This is a genomic window from Leclercia sp. LSNIH8 (assembly GCF_002920195.1).
Taxonomy (GTDB): Bacteria; Pseudomonadota; Gammaproteobacteria; order Enterobacterales; family Enterobacteriaceae; genus Enterobacter.
Genome location: NZ_PQJY01000001.1, coordinates 519,985 through 536,844, shown reverse-complemented (window position 1 = coordinate 536,844; position 16,860 = coordinate 519,985). Strand labels below are relative to the sequence as shown.

The following is a 16,860-nucleotide window of genomic DNA, read 5'->3' as shown; positions in this document are numbered from 1 at the left end:
TTATGACACAGCTGAATCTTACTACCCTGAGCGATCGCATTAAGGCGCATAAAACTGCCCTGGTCCACATTGTTAAGCCGCCGGTCTGTACCGAACGTGCGCAGCACTATACCGAAATGTACCAGCAGCATATGGATAAGCCGATCCCGGTCCGCCGCGCGCTGGCCCTGGCGCATCACCTGGCGCAGCGCACTATCTGGATCAAACATGACGAACTGATTATTGGTAACCAGGCAAGCGAAGTGCGCGCCGCGCCGATCTTCCCGGAATACACCGTCTCGTGGATTGAAAAAGAGATCGACGATCTCGCCGACCGTCCGGGCGCGGGCTTTGCGGTAAGCGAAGAGAACAAACGCGTTCTGCATGAACTCTGCCCGTGGTGGCGTGGCCAGACGGTGCAGGATCGCTGCTACGGTATGTTCACCGATGAGCAAAAAGGCCTGCTGGAAACCGGGATTATTAAAGCCGAAGGCAACATGACCTCCGGCGACGCCCACCTGGCGGTGAACTTCCCGCTGCTGCTGGAAAAGGGGCTCGACGGCCTGCGCCACAAGGTGGCCGAGCGCCGCTCCCGCATCAACCTGACGGTGCTGGAAGATCTGCACGGTGAACAGTTCCTGAAAGCGATCGATATTGTGCTGGAAGCGGTAAGTATGCATATCGAACGCTTTGCCGACCTGGCGCGTGAGATGGCCGCCAGCGAAACCCGCGAAAGCCGCCGCGACGAGCTGCTGGCCATGGCGGAAAACTGCGATGTGATCGCCCACGAACCGCCAAAAACCTTCTGGCAGGCGCTGCAGCTGTGCTACTTCATCCAGCTGATCCTGCAGATTGAGTCCAACGGCCACTCCGTCTCCTTTGCCCGTATGGACCAGTATCTCTACCCGTACTACCGCCGCGACGTGGAGCTGAACCAGTCTCTGGATCGTGAACACGCCATCGAACTGCTGCACAGCTGCTGGCTGAAGCTGCTGGAGGTGAACAAGATCCGCTCCGGCTCGCACTCCAAAGCCTCTGCCGGTAGCCCGCTGTACCAGAACGTCACCATCGGCGGTCAGAAACTGGTGAACGGTGTGGCGATGGATGCGGTGAACCCGCTCTCTTACGCGATTCTGGAATCCTGCGGTCGTCTGCGCTCCACCCAGCCGAACCTGAGCGTGCGCTACCACGCGGGTATGAGCAACGACTTCCTCGACGCCTGCGTGCAGGTGATCCGCTGTGGCTTCGGGATGCCAGCCTTCAACAACGATGAGATTGTGATCCCGGAATTTATCAAGCTTGGGGTAGAGAAAGAGGACGCTTACGACTATGCGGCCATCGGCTGTATCGAAACCGCCGTGGGCGGCAAGTGGGGCTATCGCTGCACCGGCATGAGCTTCATTAACTTCGCCCGCGTGATGCTGGCGGCGATGGAGGGCGGCCGCGACGCCACCAGCGGTAGAGTATTCCTGCCGCAGGAAAAAGCGCTCTCGGCGGGCAACTTCAATAACTTTGACGAAGTGATGGCCGCCTGGGATAGCCAGATCCGCTATTACACCCGCAAGTCCATCGAAATCGAGTACGTGGTGGACACCATGCTGGAAGAGAACGTCCACGACATTCTCTGCTCGGCGCTGGTGGATGACTGCATTGAGCGCGCGAAGAGCATCAAGCAGGGCGGCGCGAAGTACGACTGGGTATCCGGCCTGCAGGTGGGCATCGCCAACCTCGGCAACAGCCTGGCGGCAGTGAAGAAGCTGGTCTTTGAACAGGGGGCGATTGGTCAGCAGCAGCTGGCGGCGGCCCTTGCGGATGATTACGAGGGACTGACCCACGAGCAGCTACGCCAGCGTCTGATCAACGGCGCGCCGAAGTACGGTAACGACGACGACAGCGTGGATCTGCTCCTGACCCGTGCCTACCAGACCTACATCGAAGAGCTGAAGCAGTACCATAACCCGCGCTACGGTCGCGGCCCAATTGGCGGCAAATATTACGCCGGCACCTCGTCCATCTCCGCCAACGTGCCGTTTGGCGCGGCAACCATGGCGACCCCGGACGGGCGTAAAGCGCATACTCCGCTGGCGGAAGGGGCCAGCCCGGCCTCCGGTACGGATCACCTGGGCCCAACCGCGGTTATCGGCTCCGTGGGCAAACTGCCGACCGAGGCGATTCTGGGCGGCGTGCTGCTGAACCAAAAGCTCAACCCGGCGACGCTGGATAACGACAGCGACCGCCAGAAGCTGATGGTGCTGTTGCGTACCTTCTTCGAGGTGCATAAAGGCTGGCATATCCAGTACAACATTGTGTCGCGCGAAACGCTGCTGGAAGCGAAGAAACACCCGGATCAGTATCGTGACCTGGTAGTGCGCGTGGCGGGTTACTCGGCGTTCTTCACCGCCCTGTCGCCGGATGCGCAGGACGATATTATTGCGCGTACTGAGCACACGCTGTAAACAAACGCCCGGTGGCGCTACGCTTACCGGGCCTACAATTCCCCCCGTAGGCCGGGTAAGCGTCAGCGCCACCCGGCTTTTCACTTTCATTCGAAATTAAATTTGTGGTTTTGGTCACATTGTTATTAGAATGTTGCTGGTCGCAGTTATATCCAGGAGCGCAATGTATGACCGTTAAAGTTATCGTCACTGATATGGACGGGACTTTTCTTGATGACGCCAAGCAGTACGATCGTGACCGCTTTCAGGCGCAGTTCCAGCAACTTCAGGCCCGGAATATCGAGTTCGTTGTCGCCAGCGGCAACCAGTATTACCAGCTCATCTCCTTCTTCCCGGAGCTGAAATCGCAGATCTCCTTCGTGGCGGAGAACGGCGCGCTGGTGTTCGATCACGGCGAGCAGATTTTCCACGGCGAACTGACCAAACATGAGTCGCAGATTGTCATTGGCGAGCTGCTGAAAGATAGCGCCCTGAACTTTGTCGCCTGCGGTCTGGAGAGTGCTTATGTCAGCGACAAGGCACCTGATGCCTTTGTCGACCTGATGTCAAAACACTATCACCGCTTACAGCGCATCAGCGACTATCGCGACATCGACGACGTGCTGTTTAAATTCTCGTTGAATCTGCCGGACAGCGATATCCCGAACCTGATTGACGCCCTGCATGTCTCTCTTGACGGCATCATGAAGCCGGTGACCAGCGGGTTTGGCTTTGTCGATCTGATCATTCCCGGCCTGCATAAAGCCAACGGCATCAGCCGCCTGCTGAAGCGCTGGCACATCTCCCCGCAGGAGTGCGTGGCCATTGGCGACAGCGGTAATGACGCCGAAATGCTGAAATTTGCCCACTACTCCTTCGCCATGGGTAACGCGGGCGAAAATATCAAAGCCATCACCCGCTATCAGACCGACGACAACAACCACCAGGGCGCGCTGAACGTGATTCAGGCCGTCCTCGATAACACCCCGCCTTTCAGCAACTGATTTTCTCGCCGGAGCCTCCTCCGGCGAACCTTCCTCTTTCTCTCCGGGTTGTGCACTTCATCAAGTTATTTAACTTGCATTAACTTATTTTTAACCTAAAGTATCACTTGTAATTACTTTTACTTTCGAATGAAAGATAGCGAGGCTGTTATGACCTTAACGTTTACCAGTGAAACTTTGCCCGCTGACCATAAAGCGGCCATTCGCCAGATGAAACGCGAGCTGTGGGCGCAGATTGGCGACGTGCAGGGCGTGTTTGATCGCCTGAGCGATAAAATTGCCAGCCGCGTGGCAGAAATTAATGCCCTGAAAAGCAAAGGCGATCCTGTCTGGCCGGTGATCCCCTTTGCGGACGTGCAGAGCGGTAACATCAGCCCGGCGCAGCGCGAGGCGGTGAAACGCCGGGGCTGTGCGGTGATCAAAGGTCATTTCCCGCGCGAGCAGGCGCTGGCGTGGGATAACGCGATGCTCGACTATCTGGATCTCAACCGTTTTGATGATGTCTATAAAGGTCCGGGGGATAACTTCTTTGGCACCCTCACCGCCTCCCGCCCGGAGATCTACCCGATCTACTGGTCGCACGCCCAGATGGAAGCCCGTCAGAGCGAAGAGATGGCCCAGGTGCAGTCATTCCTGAACCGTTTATGGACTTTTGAGAGCAACGGCAAGCAGTGGTTCAACCCGGACGTGAGCGTGATCTACCCGGACCGCATTCGTCGTCGTCCGCCGGGAACCACCTCAAAGGGGCTCGGAGCGCACACTGACTCCGGCGCGCTGGAGCGCTGGCTGCTTCCGGCCTATCAGCAGGTCTTTGCCCGGGTCTTTGATGGCAATATCGAGCAGTACGATCCGTGGGATGCCGCCCACCGCACCGAAGTGGAAGAGTACACCGTGGAGAACACCACCAAATGCTCGGTGTTCCGCACCTTCCAGGGCTGGACGGCGCTCTCAGACATGATCCCGGATCAGGGGCTGCTGCACGTGGTGCCGATCCCGGAAGCGATGGCGTACATTCTGCTGCGTCCGCTGCTGGATGATGTGCCGGAAGATGAACTCTGCGGCGTGGCACCGGGTCGCGTGCTGCCGATTTCCGAGAAGTGGCATCCGCTGTTAATGGAAGCCCTGACCAGCATCCCGGCGCTGGAAGCGGGTGACTCCGTGTGGTGGCACTGCGATGTGATCCACTCGGTGGCACCGGTTGAGAACCAGCAGGGCTGGGGCAACGTGATGTACATTCCGGCGGCGCCGATGTGCGAGAAAAACCTCGCCTATGCGAAGAAGGTAAAAGCGGCGCTGGAAACCGGCGCCTCGCCGGGCGATTTCCCGCGTGAAGATTATGAAGCGACGTGGCAGTCACGCTTCACCGTTGATGATCTGAACATTCACGGCAAGCGCGCACTCGGCATGGCCTGATCCCTATACGGCGGCGCGTCCAGTATGGGCGTCGCCGCCCCGCTTAATCTCCCCCCCGGTAATTTTGTGACCGCGCTCCGGTTACGTTAAAAATCATTTTTCTTAACGCAAACAACAGGTCATGATGTCTCACCGCATAACGGTTACAAAGTGTGTGCCGCTTTTATCCCGCTTTTTGCACGAAACTGCCTGATTTCCGCCCGCCGCCGGTTCTCCCTTCTTTTTAGTTGTCATACCAATTTTCCGATAGCTATATGACAGGTGAAATGGTGCCATAATTGGTATACCAATTATATAAACGCATTGATATCGTGTGTATATACAAGAAGTTATGAAAAATGCGGGGGAAAGCGTGCAGACTGGGGGAAAGCAGACCCTCCCCGGACGGGAAGGGTCAGAAACGGATGATTAGCCGTCGATACCTTTGCTGCGCAGGTAGTCTTCGTAGTTACCGCTGAAGTCCACCACGCGCTCTGGCGTAATCTCAATCACGCGGGTCGCCAGCGAGCTGACGAACTCACGGTCATGGGAGACGAAGATCAGGGTGCCCTGATACATCTCCAGCGCCATGTTCAGCGATTCAATCGATTCCATATCCAGGTGGTTGGTCGGTTCGTCCATTACCAGAATGTTCGGTTTCTGCATCATCAGCTTGCCGAACAGCATACGGCCCTTCTCACCCCCGGAGAGTACCTTCGCCGGTTTTTTGATGTCGTCCTGGCTGAAGAGCAGACGGCCCAGGAAGCTGCGCACTACCTGCTCATCGTCGCCTTCTGATTTCCACTGGCTCATCCATTCGAAAACGGTCAGGTCGTTTTCAAACTCATACTCGTGGTCCTGCGCGTAATAGCCGATAGAGGCATTTTCGGACCACTTCACGGTGCCGCTATCCGGCTGCAGTTCGCCTACCAGGGTCTTCAGCATGGTGGATTTACCCACGCCGTTGGCACCGATAATCGCGATCTTCTCCCCCACTTCCAGCAGCAGGTTGAAGTTTTTAAACAGCGGTCCCTCTTCAAAGCCCTTGGTGAGAGCTTCCACTTCCAGTGCGTTACGGAACAGTTTCTTATCCTGCTCGAAGCGGATGAACGGGTTCTGACGGCTGGAGGCTTTAACCTCTTCCAGCTTGATCTTGTCAATCTGACGGGCGCGGGAGGTGGCCTGACGGGATTTAGAGGCGTTGGCGCTAAAGCGGCTGACGAAGGATTGCAGGTCCGCAATCTGCGCCTTTTTCTTGGCGTTGTCAGCCAGCAGACGCTCACGCGCCTGGGTCGCGGCGGTCATGTACTCGTCGTAGTTGCCCGGATAAACGCGCAGCTCGCCGTAGTCGAGATCGGCCATGTGGGTGCAGACCATGTTCAGGAAGTGACGGTCGTGCGAGATGATGATCATGGTGCTGTTACGCTCGTTCAGCGTCTGCTCCAGCCAGCGAATGGTGTCGATGTCCAGGTTGTTCGTCGGTTCGTCGAGCAGCAGGATATCCGGGTTGGAGAAGAGCGCCTGCGCCAGCAGAACACGCAGCTTCCAGCCTGGCGCGACTTCACTCATCGGGCCGTAATGCTGTTCAACCGGAATACCGACGCCGAGCAGCAGCTCACCGGCGCGGGCTTCGGCGGAGTAGCCGTCCATTTCGCCGTACTGGGTTTCGAGATCGGCCACTTTATAGCCATCTTCTTCGCTCATTTCGGCAAGGCCGTAGATGCGATCGCGCTCCTGCTTCACTTCCCACAGCTCAACGTGACCCATGATCACCGTATCAAGCACGGTGAACGCTTCAAAGGCGAACTGATCCTGACGCAGCTTACCGATGCGCTCGTTCGGATCGAGAGAAACGTTGCCCAGGGTCGGCTCTAAATCGCCGCCGAGGATCTTCATGAAGGTGGATTTTCCGCTACCGTTGGCACCAATCAGGCCGTAACGGTTGCCGCCGCCAAACTTGACGGAAATGTTTTCAAACAGCGGCTTACTGCCAAACTGCATAGTGACGTTGCTGGTAACTAACACGGGAGATTCCTGCGAGAAGTGTGATAAACCCGGCATTATGCCACAATTCCGAAATGAGATCCCGCTTAACAACGTAGCGCTACACTTTAACAGAATTGAAAAAAGTGTGATTTAGTACACATCCGAATTCCATGCGGGTGGGAATGCACATATAATGCGCTCCCTAAACCGTTCTGACTTTTAAACAACCTGCCAACGTGGCACAGATACCTCGCACAACATGAATATGAAATTAACTTCGCTTTTTGCGGCGGCGTTTGCCGTAGTAGGGTTTTGCAAGACCGCTTCTGCTGTCACCTATCCACTGCCAACCGACGGTAGCCGTCTGGTCGGTCAGAACCAGGTTGTGACCATTGAAGAAGGCAACAGCCAGCCGCTGGAATATTTCGCAGCAGAATATCAGCTTGGCCTCTCCAACATGATGGAAGCTAACCCGGGCGTCGATCCGTACCTGCCGAAAGGCGGCACCGTGCTGAACATTCCTCAGCAGCTGATCCTGCCGGATACCGTACATGAAGGTATCATCATCAACAGCGCCGAAATGCGTCTGTACTACTACCCGAAAGGCACCAACACCGTAATCGTGCTGCCAATCGGTATCGGCCAGCTGGGTAAAGATACCCCGATGAACTGGACCACCAAAGTTGAGCGTAAGAAAGCGGGCCCAACCTGGACCCCAACCGCGAAGATGCACGCTGAATACATCGCCGCGGGCGAGCCGCTGCCAGCCGTTGTGCCTGCGGGCCCGGATAACCCGATGGGTCTGTACGCGCTCTACATTGGCCGCCTGTATGCGATTCACGGCACCAATGCCAACTTCGGTATCGGCCTGCGCGTGAGCCACGGTTGTGTGCGTCTGCGTAACGACGACATCAAATTCCTGTTCGAAAACGTACCGGTGGGTACTCGCGTGCAGTTCATCAACGAGCCTGTAAAAGCGACCACCGAGCCGGATGGCAGCCGTTACCTCGAAGTGCATAACCCGCTCTCTACCAGCGAAGAGCAGATCGACAATAACGTGACTGTGCCAATTACCCTGACCAGCAATGTTCAGGCGGTGACCGGCCAGCAGGATGTGGATGCGACCATCGTTGAGCAAGCGATCAATAACCGTTCCGGTATGCCAGTTCGTCTGAACTGATGGTAGTAGGAACAATTCTGTTGTAACGGTGGAATTGTTCCGTTCACTAAAGCATCTCTGCATTATGTTCACCCTGCTGCGGTGAACGTGTTAAGGGGGCTATCGCCGCCCCCTTAACAATCCCGGCTCCCGGCAAAGAAAATCGCCGCTTCGCGGTCCCCTCAGCTTATTCCTTCCGGCTTTCGGGTCGGGCGTGATCCTACATCCATGTAGGTCACGCCCTCTCGGCGCATCCATGCGCCTCGCCCCGGCCTACAGGAAACGCTTCGGCGATTTTCAGCCGGATTCACGTTCCCTCCACCTTCTTAATCTTTTGAATGAATCATTTTAAGTCATTAGTTAAGGCCCTATTTCATAGCCTGAATGTGGCACGGGGGTTGAGTTCCCGCTGAAATCGGCGAACCGGAGACCGGATGACAAGGGCTGGACGCCAGGGATGGCGGCCAGAGGCGAATCGAGACAGGCTGTCGAGTTGAGCCGACCGCAGGCAGCAGGTCGGGAGGTGAGCGCAGTGCGAAGCACCGATTTCTTGCGGGGCCGCGGGGATTGAAAAGGGGGCCGCGGCGGCCCCCTTTTCCCGTTCACGTGTGCTGGCAATTTATAATCTACGGGTCTCAAAGTGAACGGAACACACTACCGAACTCACCCAGATGCCCCTCCCCTGCTACCAGCAATCATCCCCTCGGCGCATCCCCAAACACAGCATAATCCGGCAGCTGCACCTCCTGATACGGCTCCCATCCCCCACCAAGGGCTTTATAGAGCGCCACCAGATCCAGCGCGCTCTGTACCCGGGCCTGATCCCGCTGCTGCTGCGCCTGGGCCAGCTGGCGCTGGGCATCCAGCACGTCGATAAAGGTAGCGATCCCCTGACGATAGCTACTGCTCGCCAGATCGAAAGCGTTTTGCAGCGCATCAATGGTTTTGCTTAATCCCGCCTCCCGCTTCTGGTCGGTGCGGTAGCTGACCAGCGCATTTTCCACATCCCCCAGCGCGGTAAGCACCGTCTGACGATAGTCCAGCACGGCGGCGCCCTGCTGCGCGCGGGCAACCTTCACGCTGGAGATCAGCCGTCCGCCCTGGAAGATGGGAATAGAGACCTGCGGCCCGACGCTGTAGAAGTGGCTGCTCCAGTCGGTGAGCCAGTTAGCCTCGCTGTTACGCAGCCCAAACTGGCCGCTGAGCGAGACGCTGGGGAAGAGCTGTGCCACCGACACGCCGATCTGCGCGGTGGCCGCATGCAGATTCGCCTCGGCCTCACGCACGTCCGGGCGGCGTCGCGCCAGCGTGGACGGGATCCCGGTGGGGACAATTTCCGGCAACGCGGGCAGCGGTTTGCTGGCCTGCAACTCGCCGTCCAGCGCCCCCGGCGGTTTGCCCAGCAGGATCGCCAGGCCGTTCATCGCCTGCCGCGCCTGGGCTTCATATTGCGGAAGCTGCGCCTCCAGATTGCCGAGCTGGGCGCGGGCGTTCTCCACGTCCATCTGCGGCGACAGCCCACCGCGCTGGCGGCTGCTGGTCAGCTCCAGAGTCTGCTGTGCACTCTCGATCTGGGTGTTGAGCGTCGCGATGCTACTCTGGGCACCGCGCAGCTGGAGCCAGGCGCGGGCGACTTCCGCCTCCAGCGACACCAGCGCATCGTTACGCTGCTCGATAGCCGCCTGCTGCTGAGCGTTGGCGGCTTCCACCTGACGGCGCACCTTGCCCCACAGATCCAGCTCCCACTGGGCGTCAAAGCTGCCCTGGTAGAGGTTAATCGGCTGGGTCAGCGGTCCCAGCGCCCCGCGCAGTTCAGGGTCGACATCATCAAGCTGGTCGTACACGCCGTGGGATTTCAGCTCCCCCTCCAGCCCCAGCTGCTGCCGGGTGGCCTGCAGGTTGCCGTTCACCGCCGGGAAGAAGGCACCACCCGCCTGGTTGATCTGCTCCCGCGCCCCGGCGATGCGCAACACGGTTTGCTGCAGAGACAGGTTGCCGGCGATGGCGCGCTCAATCAGGCTGTCCAGCTGCGGATCGCCAAAGGATTTCCACCAGCGAGGATTGATGGCGGTCGACGCGGTTTGCGATTTCACGCCGCCGTCGCCCGGATCGTTCCAGTGCGTCGGGGTTTGCGGCGCGGGCTGCTGGTAGTCGGGCCCCACGGCACAGCCTGCTAGCAGCAGCATTAACATCAGGGGGCTTAAACGTCGAATCATCAGTGTGCTCCTGCACTCCCCTCGCTCTTAACCGGCGAGAGCAACAAACAAAACGGAATCAGTAAAAGGGCCACCACGCTCAGAATGGTGAAGACATCCACGTAGGCCAGGAAACGCGACTGCTCGATCATCGCCTGGTACATGCGCCCGGTGGCGATGCCGGTGGGGTCGCCCACCTGGGTGGTAAAGTTCTGGATCGCCTGGGCCAACTCGCGGATCGTCTGCTGGAACGGCTCGTCAAACGCCGAAGTATGCGTGGCGAGATGGGCGCTGTGGGCCTGGGAGCGCTCGGTGATGGCCGCCGTCGAGAGCGAAATGCCTACCGACCCCGCCACGTTGCGGAACATGGTAAAGAGCGCCGCAGCGTCGGCGTTCAGCCGCCGGGGGATCGAGATAAAGGCGATGGTGGTCAGGGGCACAAACAGGAACCCCAGCCCAATCGACTGGGCGCTGCGGAACAGCACCAGGGTCTCGAAGTCGATATCCGGCGTCAGCGTCCGCGACCAGAAGAAGGCCGTCGCCAGGCAGGCAAAGCCGAAGGCGATGATCCAGCGCGTCTGCACAATCGGCATCAGCTTCAGCACAAGCGGGATGGTCAGCACAATGAGGATCGCGCCGGGCGAGAGCACCAGCCCCGACCAAGTGGCGGTATAGCCCAGATCCTGCTGCGCCAGCTGCGGGATCACCACCGAACTGCCGTAGAGGATCATCGCCATACCGGCCATCAGCAGGCTGGAGACGGCGAAGTTTTTATCCTTCATGCAGTGCAGATCCACCACCGGCTTTTTGGCATACAGCAGCCAGTAGATAGCGCCGATAATGCCAATCAGCGTCAGCACCGCGAAGGTGCGCGTAAAGTTCGAGTTAAACCAGTCTTCGTCTTCCCCGCGGTCGAGCATCACCTGCAGGCAGCCGAGGCCAAGGGCGATCAGCCCGATGCCCGTCCAGTCAACGGAAAGTTTCTCCTTCGATTTACTCTCCCACGGCGGATCTTCCAGCAGCTGATAGATCGCCAGCACGGTCACAATCCCCACCGGAATGTTGATAAAGAACACCCAGCGCCAGGAGTAGTTATCGGTGATCCAGCCGCCGAGCGTCGGACCCAGCACCGGGGCGACAATAATGGCGATGGACGACAGGCCAAAGGCTTTGCCGCGATCTTCCGGCTTAAAGTAGTCGAGCAGCACCGACTGCTGGGTCGGCTGCAGCCCGCCGCCGAAGAAGCCCTGCAGAATACGGAACAGGATGATCTGCCACAGCTCGGTGGCAATCCCGCACAGGAAGGAGCAGATGGTGAACATCACAATGCAGATCAGGAAGAACTGCTTGCGGCCAAAAAGCCGGCTCAGAAACGCCGAGATGGGGAGCACGATGCCGTTCGCCACCAGATAGCTGGTGAGCACCCAGGTGGATTCGTCATAGCTGGCGGAGAGCGAACCCGCCACGTGGGGCAGCGCCACGTTCACGATGGTGGTGTCGAGGATCTCCATAAACACCGCGAGGGTGACGACGATCGCCACCGCCCACGGGTTGCTGGCGGGCCGCCAGTTTTCATGGCTGTGGTCGGTCATTCCACGGTTACCTTCGGCTCAACCGACAGACCCAGCGGCAGCGGATTATTGGGATCCAGCCCTTTATCAATGACAATTTTCACCGGTACGCGCTGGACAATCTTCACGAAGTTACCGGTGGCGTTTTCCGACGGGAAGGCGGCAAAGCGCGAACCGCTGCCCTGCTGGATAGAGTCGACATGCCCTTCCAGCTCCATATCTGGCCAGGCGTCCACGCTCAGCGTGACCTTATTACCGGGGCGCATCCGCTCCAGCTGGGACTCTTTAAAGTTGGCGACCACCCAGATATCGCTCGAGACCAGGGAAAAGAGCGCGGTGCCCGCCTGCACCAGGGTACCGGTCTGGACGTTGCGCTTCGTGATGTAGCCATCAAAGGGAGCACGAACTTCGGTGTAAGAGAGGTTGAGCTCGGCGGTCTTCAGCTGGGCACGCGCTTGTTCCACCTGGCGCTCCCGGGCTTCGACGTTGGTCTCCTGCTGACGAATTTGCAGCTGCACCTGGGAGGCCACCTCAAGCTGTGCTTTGGCGCTCGCAAGCTGGGCCTGGGCGCTGCGCAGTTGGGCGTTGGCCGCGTCGATGCTCTGTTGCGTGGTGGCGCGGGGATCGACGCCGCGCTGACGGCGATACTCCGCCTGGGCATTGGCGAGATCGGCCTGGGCTTTGATCACCTGGGCGTTAGCTTCGTCGCGCTGGGCGGGGTATTGCACTTTCGAGAGCGCCAGTTGCGCCTGCGCCTGATGCAGTTGGGCCTCGGCCAGACCGAGCTGGGCTTTAGCCTGATCGCGCTGGGCGAGCGTATCCCGGGGATCGATCGTAACCAGCAGATCGCCTTTTTTCACCCGCTGGTTATCCCGCACCCGCAGATCGGTGACGTAGCCAGCGGTTTTCGGGGCAATTGTGACAGCGTCACCTTCGGTGAAGGCATCGTCGGTGGTCTCCTGGTTGCGGGTCATAAACCACCATACCAGCGCCACGATGACCATGACGATCACCACAATACCCAGAATAATCAGCGGCTTTTTGCCGGGGCGTTTACGTTCAGTCTCTTTATTTTCTTTATTATCGGTATCTTCAGAGGTGTGGTTTTCTTCTGCCATAGAACAGCGTCCGTCCTGTTAGTGAGCGGCATCACAATTTATACCGCTCAATAAAGTTAGGACGTTGCTATACATTTGCCAGGAAAAACTGACAAATAGGGCACTATATGAGAAGGAATAATCCGAAACCGACGAACCCGGCCCAGACCAGCATCGGCAGCGACCAGAGATGGAAGCGCCACCAGATACGACAATCGTTTGCCATCCGCAGGGCGATGAGGTTTGCGAGGGAGCCCGGCAGCAAACCAAAGCCCCCGACATTCACCGCCCAGGCCAGTAGCGCCGTCGGCGGCACATAGTTCAGCAGCAGAATGGTAGAGGGTACGTTGCTGATAAACTGCGACAGCCCGATGGCGGTGAGCCACAGCCCCGGCTGCGACAGATGGGTGACATTTTGCAGCATGCCCTGCAACGCCGGCACCTGAATCAGCAGGTGCACATCGATAAACATCGCCATAAACACCAGCAGCAGCGTCCAGTCCACGCTTATCAGCACCCGACGCGCCAGCAGCAGAAAGCCCCCCGCCACCAGCAGCACGCCCCATAGCTCCTGTTTCAGATCGAGAGCCACCAGAAAGACCAGATAGAGCGCCAGACAACTCCATGCCAGCCGCGGTTTCGCCTGGGCGATGGCGCTGCCGCTGTGATAGCGCAGCGGCGTTGCCGGGAAAGCAAACCAGCACAGCAGCGCCAGGGTTAACATCATCACCAGCGCCAGCGGCGCCATCTGCCAGGTAAAAGCGGCGAACGACAGCCCGGAGCGCCCCCACAGCAGGATGTTTTGCGGGTTACCAATCGGGGTCAACAGCGATCCGGCGTTAACCGCCAGCGCCTCGAAGATGATCATCCGGTTGACCGGGATCTCGCACAACTTGCGCAGCGTGAGCGTCAGCGGCACCACGATAAACAGCGCCACATCATTGGTCAGGAAGGTCGAGAGCAGCGCGGCCGAGAAGACCATAAACAGCGCCAGGCGCCGCTCGGTGGCGAAACGGCGCACCATCTTGCGCCCGAGCACGTCAAAAAAGCCGCTCTGCTCGACCCCTTTGGTGAGCATCATCAGCCCGGCGAGGGTAATAATGGTGTGCCAGTCGATGGCGGCAGGCCAGCGCTCAGGTGCGAAGGGAACCAGAAAACTGAGCCCAATCCCGACCACCAGCAACAGATGAAAGAAACGATCGCGGGCCAGCGCCCGCAGGCCTGGAAGGGTCATTCTGCGGCGGATCCGTGTTTCAGCGTAAAGGCCAGGAACTGCTGCAACGTCTCTTCGCTGACGTGGTGTTCCATTCCTTCGGCATCCCGGCGGGCAATCTCAGGGCTCACGCCCAGCACCAACAGGAAGTTTTCGACAATCTGATGGCGCTCGCGGCTCGCCTGCGCCAGCTTTTCCCCTTCCGGAGTGAGAAAGACGCCGCGCCAGGGGATCATTTCGATCAGGCCCACCGTGGACAGACGCTTGAGCATTTTTGCCACCGTCGGCTGGGAAACGCCAAGACGCGCCGCCATATCCACCTGACGGGCCTCCCCTACTTCGCGGATTAGATCCGAGATCAGCTCGACATAGTCATCAATCAGTTCGCGGCGATGCGCTTCGCGAACCTGGCGAAAGCCTTCGACATGCTCTTCGACATTGACCAGTTGCGTCATTTTTTTTGTTGTTGGTTTACCTGCACGGCGATTCATTGTGCTTCCTCAATCCGGTGACACATCAAGCGTATCAATGCATAAGCGGCCATTGTAAACCATCGCTACACAAGCACAAAAAATTAACGTAATAGCCATAGCTATACAACATAGCCTGTGCTATATCTGTATGTAATGCAGTCACCCTTCAAGGATTGAAGGGATCAACCCGCAGGAGGTCATATGAACGAATTCAAGAGGTGTATGCGCGTGTTTAGCCACTCTCCCTTTAAGGTACGCTTAATGCTGCTGAATATGATTTGCGACATCATCAACGGCAAGCCAGAGCAGAACAAACCTTCCCACTAAGCGGCGTCGCGGTACGCCGCTTCATTTTTTTGTCATTTATCATCGCTATACTCCCTCGCGGACGGCTATTCCCCGATCTTTTTTACGGAAATGCAGCCCTCTTCGCAAAACACCCCTTTTATATCTGTTGACGTTATACCTTACTGGCTCTATCTTCTTGCAGCCCTGCACTTTTTGCGGCTCGCAGATGCGGACCTCAATCCCCCTTCTTCGCATTCTCAGGCAGGTTTTGACCCTTGGCGCCAGGGTGAGCACATGGCGTTTTCGCGATAGTGACCTATGAATTTAACCCTGAAAGAGACGCTCATTACCCGCAGCCGGGCCTTAAGCCCGTGGACCGGATTCTATTTTTTACAGTCGCTGCTGATTAACTTTGCCCTGGGCTACGAATTCAGCCTGCTGTACGCCGTTGCCTTCACCTGTATCCTGCATCTTTTGTGGCTCAGCGCGCCGCGATTGCAGAAAGGGGTGGTTGGGATCTGCTCGCTGGTGGCGGCCATGTATTTCCCTTTTGGTCAGGCATACGGCGCGCCGAACTTTAATACCCTGCTGGCGATGCACTCCACCAACATGGAAGAGTCGACGGAGATCCTCACCATCTTCCCGTGGTACAGCTATATCGTCGCCCTGTTTATCTTTGCGCTCGGCGTGATTGCCGTGCGCCGTAAGCCGCAGCCCAGAAACGCGTGGAGCAAAATCGACAGCCTGTGCCTGGTCTTCAGCGTGGTGGCCTTTTTCGTCGCCCCGGTGCAGAACCTGGCCTGGGGCGGCGTCTTCAAGCTGAAAGATACCGGCTATCCGGTGTTTCGCTTCGTCAAAGATGTGGTGGTGAACAACCAGGAAGTGGTTGAAGAGCAGGCCCGGATGGCCGAACTGTCGCAGATGAAGGACACCTGGAACGTGCTGGGGGTAAAACCGAAGTATCACATCTATATGGTGGTGATCGGTGAAAGCGCCCGCCGCGATGCGCTGGGGGCCTTTGGCGGCCATTGGAATAACACCCCGTTCGCCAGTAAGGTCAACGGCACGCTCTTTACCGACTACATTGCCGCCAGCGGTTCAACCCAGAAGTCGCTGGGGCTGACGCTTAACCGGGTGGTGGACAACAAGCCGCAGTATCAGGATAACTTTGTGACCCTTGCCAACCGCGCGGGCTTCCAGAGCTGGTGGTTCTCCAACCAGGGGCAGATCGGCGAATACGATACCGCCATTGCCAGCATTGCCAAACGTGCGGACGAAGTGCATTTCCTGAAAAGCGGTGATTTCGAGGCGGATAAAAATACCCGGGATGAGGCATTACTGAAGATGACCGAACAGGTCTTCAGCAGCCATCGCACTCAGCCGCAGCTGATTGTTCTGCACCTGATGGGTTCCCATCCACAGGCCTGCGATCGCACTCAGGGGAAATATGCCGAGTTCGTGCAGTCGAAAGAGACCTCGTGCTATCTCTACACCATGACCCAGACCGATGACCTGCTCAGCAAGCTCTATGCCCAGCTGCAAAACACCGGCGAGAGTTTCTCGATGGTCTATTTTTCCGATCACGGGCTGGCGTTCAAAGAGCGCGGAAAAGAGGTGCAGTATCTGGCGCACGACGACGCTTATCAGCAGAACTTCCAGGTGCCGTTTATGGTGCTGTCGAGTGATGACAAAGCCCATCGCATCATCAAAGCGCGCCGCTCAGCGAATGATTTCTTAAGTTTCTTCTCGCAGTGGACGGGGATCAGGGCCAAAGAGATCGCGAATAAGTACCGATTCCTGTCGAACGACAAAGCGCCGCCGGTGTATGTGACCAACTTTAAATTACAGAAAGTGGATTACAACCATCTGGGGACGGATCTGTTTGAGACGAAAAGCCGGTAGGTTCGTGCGGGCTGATGTTCTCACCCAATCCTTCTCTACATAGCTGGAGTGAGAGAGAACATGCAGCAAAGTTAGTTGTTCCGTTCACTTTACGTTCAGTCTCTCTCTGTATGCCACGTCACCTGTGAACGTGCTAAGGGGGCTCGCCGCCGCCCCCTTAGCAATC

Annotated in this window: 12 protein-coding genes; 6 read left to right on the top strand and 6 right to left on the bottom strand. The window is 57.9% G+C overall.

Annotated features, from left to right (window positions below):
- Positions 1 to 2 precede the first annotated feature (2 nt).
- The 3 genes from C3406_RS02650 (at position 3) to C3406_RS02640 (ending at position 4,831) form a co-directional block, all read left to right on the top strand.
- Entirely contained in the window at positions 3 to 2,435 is a 2,433-nt protein-coding gene (locus tag C3406_RS02650) for a formate C-acetyltransferase/glycerol dehydratase family glycyl radical enzyme (RefSeq protein WP_103823486.1), read from the top strand.
- 167 nt (positions 2,436 to 2,602) lie between these two features.
- On the top strand, positions 2,603 to 3,418 hold the full coding sequence (locus C3406_RS02645; protein ID WP_103823487.1) for a Cof-type HAD-IIB family hydrolase: 816 nt from the start codon (positions 2,603 to 2,605) through the stop codon (positions 3,416 to 3,418).
- A 150-nt stretch (positions 3,419 to 3,568) separates the two neighbouring features.
- Positions 3,569 to 4,831 (top strand): DUF1479 domain-containing protein, encoded by a 1,263-nt coding sequence (locus C3406_RS02640; protein ID WP_103823488.1) that lies wholly within the window; start codon positions 3,569 to 3,571, stop codon positions 4,829 to 4,831.
- Positions 4,832 to 5,239: 408 nt separating this feature from the next.
- Here C3406_RS02640 and C3406_RS02635 read toward each other — a convergent pair whose 3' ends face one another.
- Complete coding sequence (locus C3406_RS02635; RefSeq protein ID WP_103823489.1) at positions 5,240 to 6,835, bottom strand: ABC-F family ATPase; 1,596 nt, start codon at positions 6,833 to 6,835, stop codon at positions 5,240 to 5,242.
- A gap of 220 nt (positions 6,836 to 7,055) precedes the next feature.
- On the opposite strand from C3406_RS02635, the gene ldtB reads away from it, so the two are divergent.
- Positions 7,056 to 7,976, top strand: coding sequence for a L,D-transpeptidase (gene ldtB, locus C3406_RS02630; RefSeq protein WP_103823490.1), 921 nt, complete (start codon positions 7,056 to 7,058; stop codon positions 7,974 to 7,976).
- A 674-nt stretch (positions 7,977 to 8,650) separates the two neighbouring features.
- Here the strand turns inward: ldtB and C3406_RS02620 are convergent.
- The 5 genes from C3406_RS02620 to mntR form a co-directional block, all read right to left on the bottom strand.
- On the bottom strand, positions 8,651 to 10,174 hold the full coding sequence (locus C3406_RS02620) for an efflux transporter outer membrane subunit (protein WP_199182729.1): 1,524 nt from the start codon (positions 10,172 to 10,174) through the stop codon (positions 8,651 to 8,653).
- A complete protein-coding gene (locus C3406_RS02615; RefSeq protein WP_103823492.1) occupies positions 10,171 to 11,742 on the bottom strand; it encodes a DHA2 family efflux MFS transporter permease subunit in 1,572 nt (523 codons plus the stop codon). Before C3406_RS02615 ends, C3406_RS02620 begins: the two co-directional genes overlap by 4 nt.
- Positions 11,739 to 12,839 carry an HlyD family secretion protein gene (locus C3406_RS02610; RefSeq protein WP_103823493.1) on the bottom strand — a complete coding sequence of 367 codons (1,101 nt, stop codon included), beginning with the start codon at positions 12,837 to 12,839 and terminating at the stop codon, positions 11,739 to 11,741. Before C3406_RS02610 ends, C3406_RS02615 begins: the two co-directional genes overlap by 4 nt.
- Positions 12,840 to 12,942: 103 nt before the next feature.
- Positions 12,943 to 14,052 carry an anion transporter gene (locus tag C3406_RS02605; RefSeq protein WP_103823494.1) on the bottom strand — a complete coding sequence of 370 codons (1,110 nt, stop codon included), beginning with the start codon at positions 14,050 to 14,052 and terminating at the stop codon, positions 12,943 to 12,945.
- Positions 14,049 to 14,522, bottom strand: a complete 474-nt coding sequence (mntR, locus tag C3406_RS02600) for a manganese-binding transcriptional regulator MntR (protein ID WP_103823495.1) — start codon at positions 14,520 to 14,522, stop codon at positions 14,049 to 14,051. The genes C3406_RS02605 and mntR overlap by 4 nt, the downstream gene beginning before the upstream one ends.
- A 183-nt stretch (positions 14,523 to 14,705) precedes the next feature.
- Here mntR and mntS point away from each other — a divergent pair, with 183 nt between their 5' ends.
- A complete protein-coding gene (gene mntS, locus C3406_RS02595; protein WP_103178798.1) occupies positions 14,706 to 14,831 on the top strand; it encodes a manganase accumulation protein MntS in 126 nt (41 codons plus the stop codon).
- 279 nt (positions 14,832 to 15,110) lie between these two features.
- The gene (locus C3406_RS02590) at positions 15,111 to 16,694 is read left to right on the top strand and encodes a phosphoethanolamine transferase (RefSeq protein WP_103823496.1); all 1,584 of its coding nucleotides are present in this window, start codon (positions 15,111 to 15,113) and stop codon (positions 16,692 to 16,694) included.
- The last annotated feature ends 166 nt before the right edge of the window (positions 16,695 to 16,860 follow it).

Bases quoted from the DNA above. Each gene is read 5' to 3' on its own strand.
- C3406_RS02590 (WP_103823496.1), top strand. From the start codon at position 15,111: ATGAATTTAACCCTGAAAGAGACGCTCATTACCCGCAGCCGGGCCTTA.
- C3406_RS02615 (WP_103823492.1), bottom strand. From the start codon at position 11,742: ATGACCGACCACAGCCATGAAAACTGGCGGCCCGCCAGCAACCCGTGG.
- ldtB (WP_103823490.1), top strand. From the start codon at position 7,056: ATGAATATGAAATTAACTTCGCTTTTTGCGGCGGCGTTTGCCGTAGTA.
- mntS (WP_103178798.1), top strand. From the start codon at position 14,706: ATGAACGAATTCAAGAGGTGTATGCGCGTGTTTAGCCACTCTCCCTTT.
- C3406_RS02645 (WP_103823487.1), top strand. From the start codon at position 2,603: ATGACCGTTAAAGTTATCGTCACTGATATGGACGGGACTTTTCTTGAT.
- C3406_RS02610 (WP_103823493.1), bottom strand. From the start codon at position 12,839: ATGGCAGAAGAAAACCACACCTCTGAAGATACCGATAATAAAGAAAAT.
- C3406_RS02650 (WP_103823486.1), top strand. From the start codon at position 3: ATGACACAGCTGAATCTTACTACCCTGAGCGATCGCATTAAGGCGCAT.
- mntR (WP_103823495.1), bottom strand. From the start codon at position 14,522: ATGAATCGCCGTGCAGGTAAACCAACAACAAAAAAAATGACGCAACTG.
- C3406_RS02605 (WP_103823494.1), bottom strand. From the start codon at position 14,052: ATGACCCTTCCAGGCCTGCGGGCGCTGGCCCGCGATCGTTTCTTTCAT.
- C3406_RS02640 (WP_103823488.1), top strand. From the start codon at position 3,569: ATGACCTTAACGTTTACCAGTGAAACTTTGCCCGCTGACCATAAAGCG.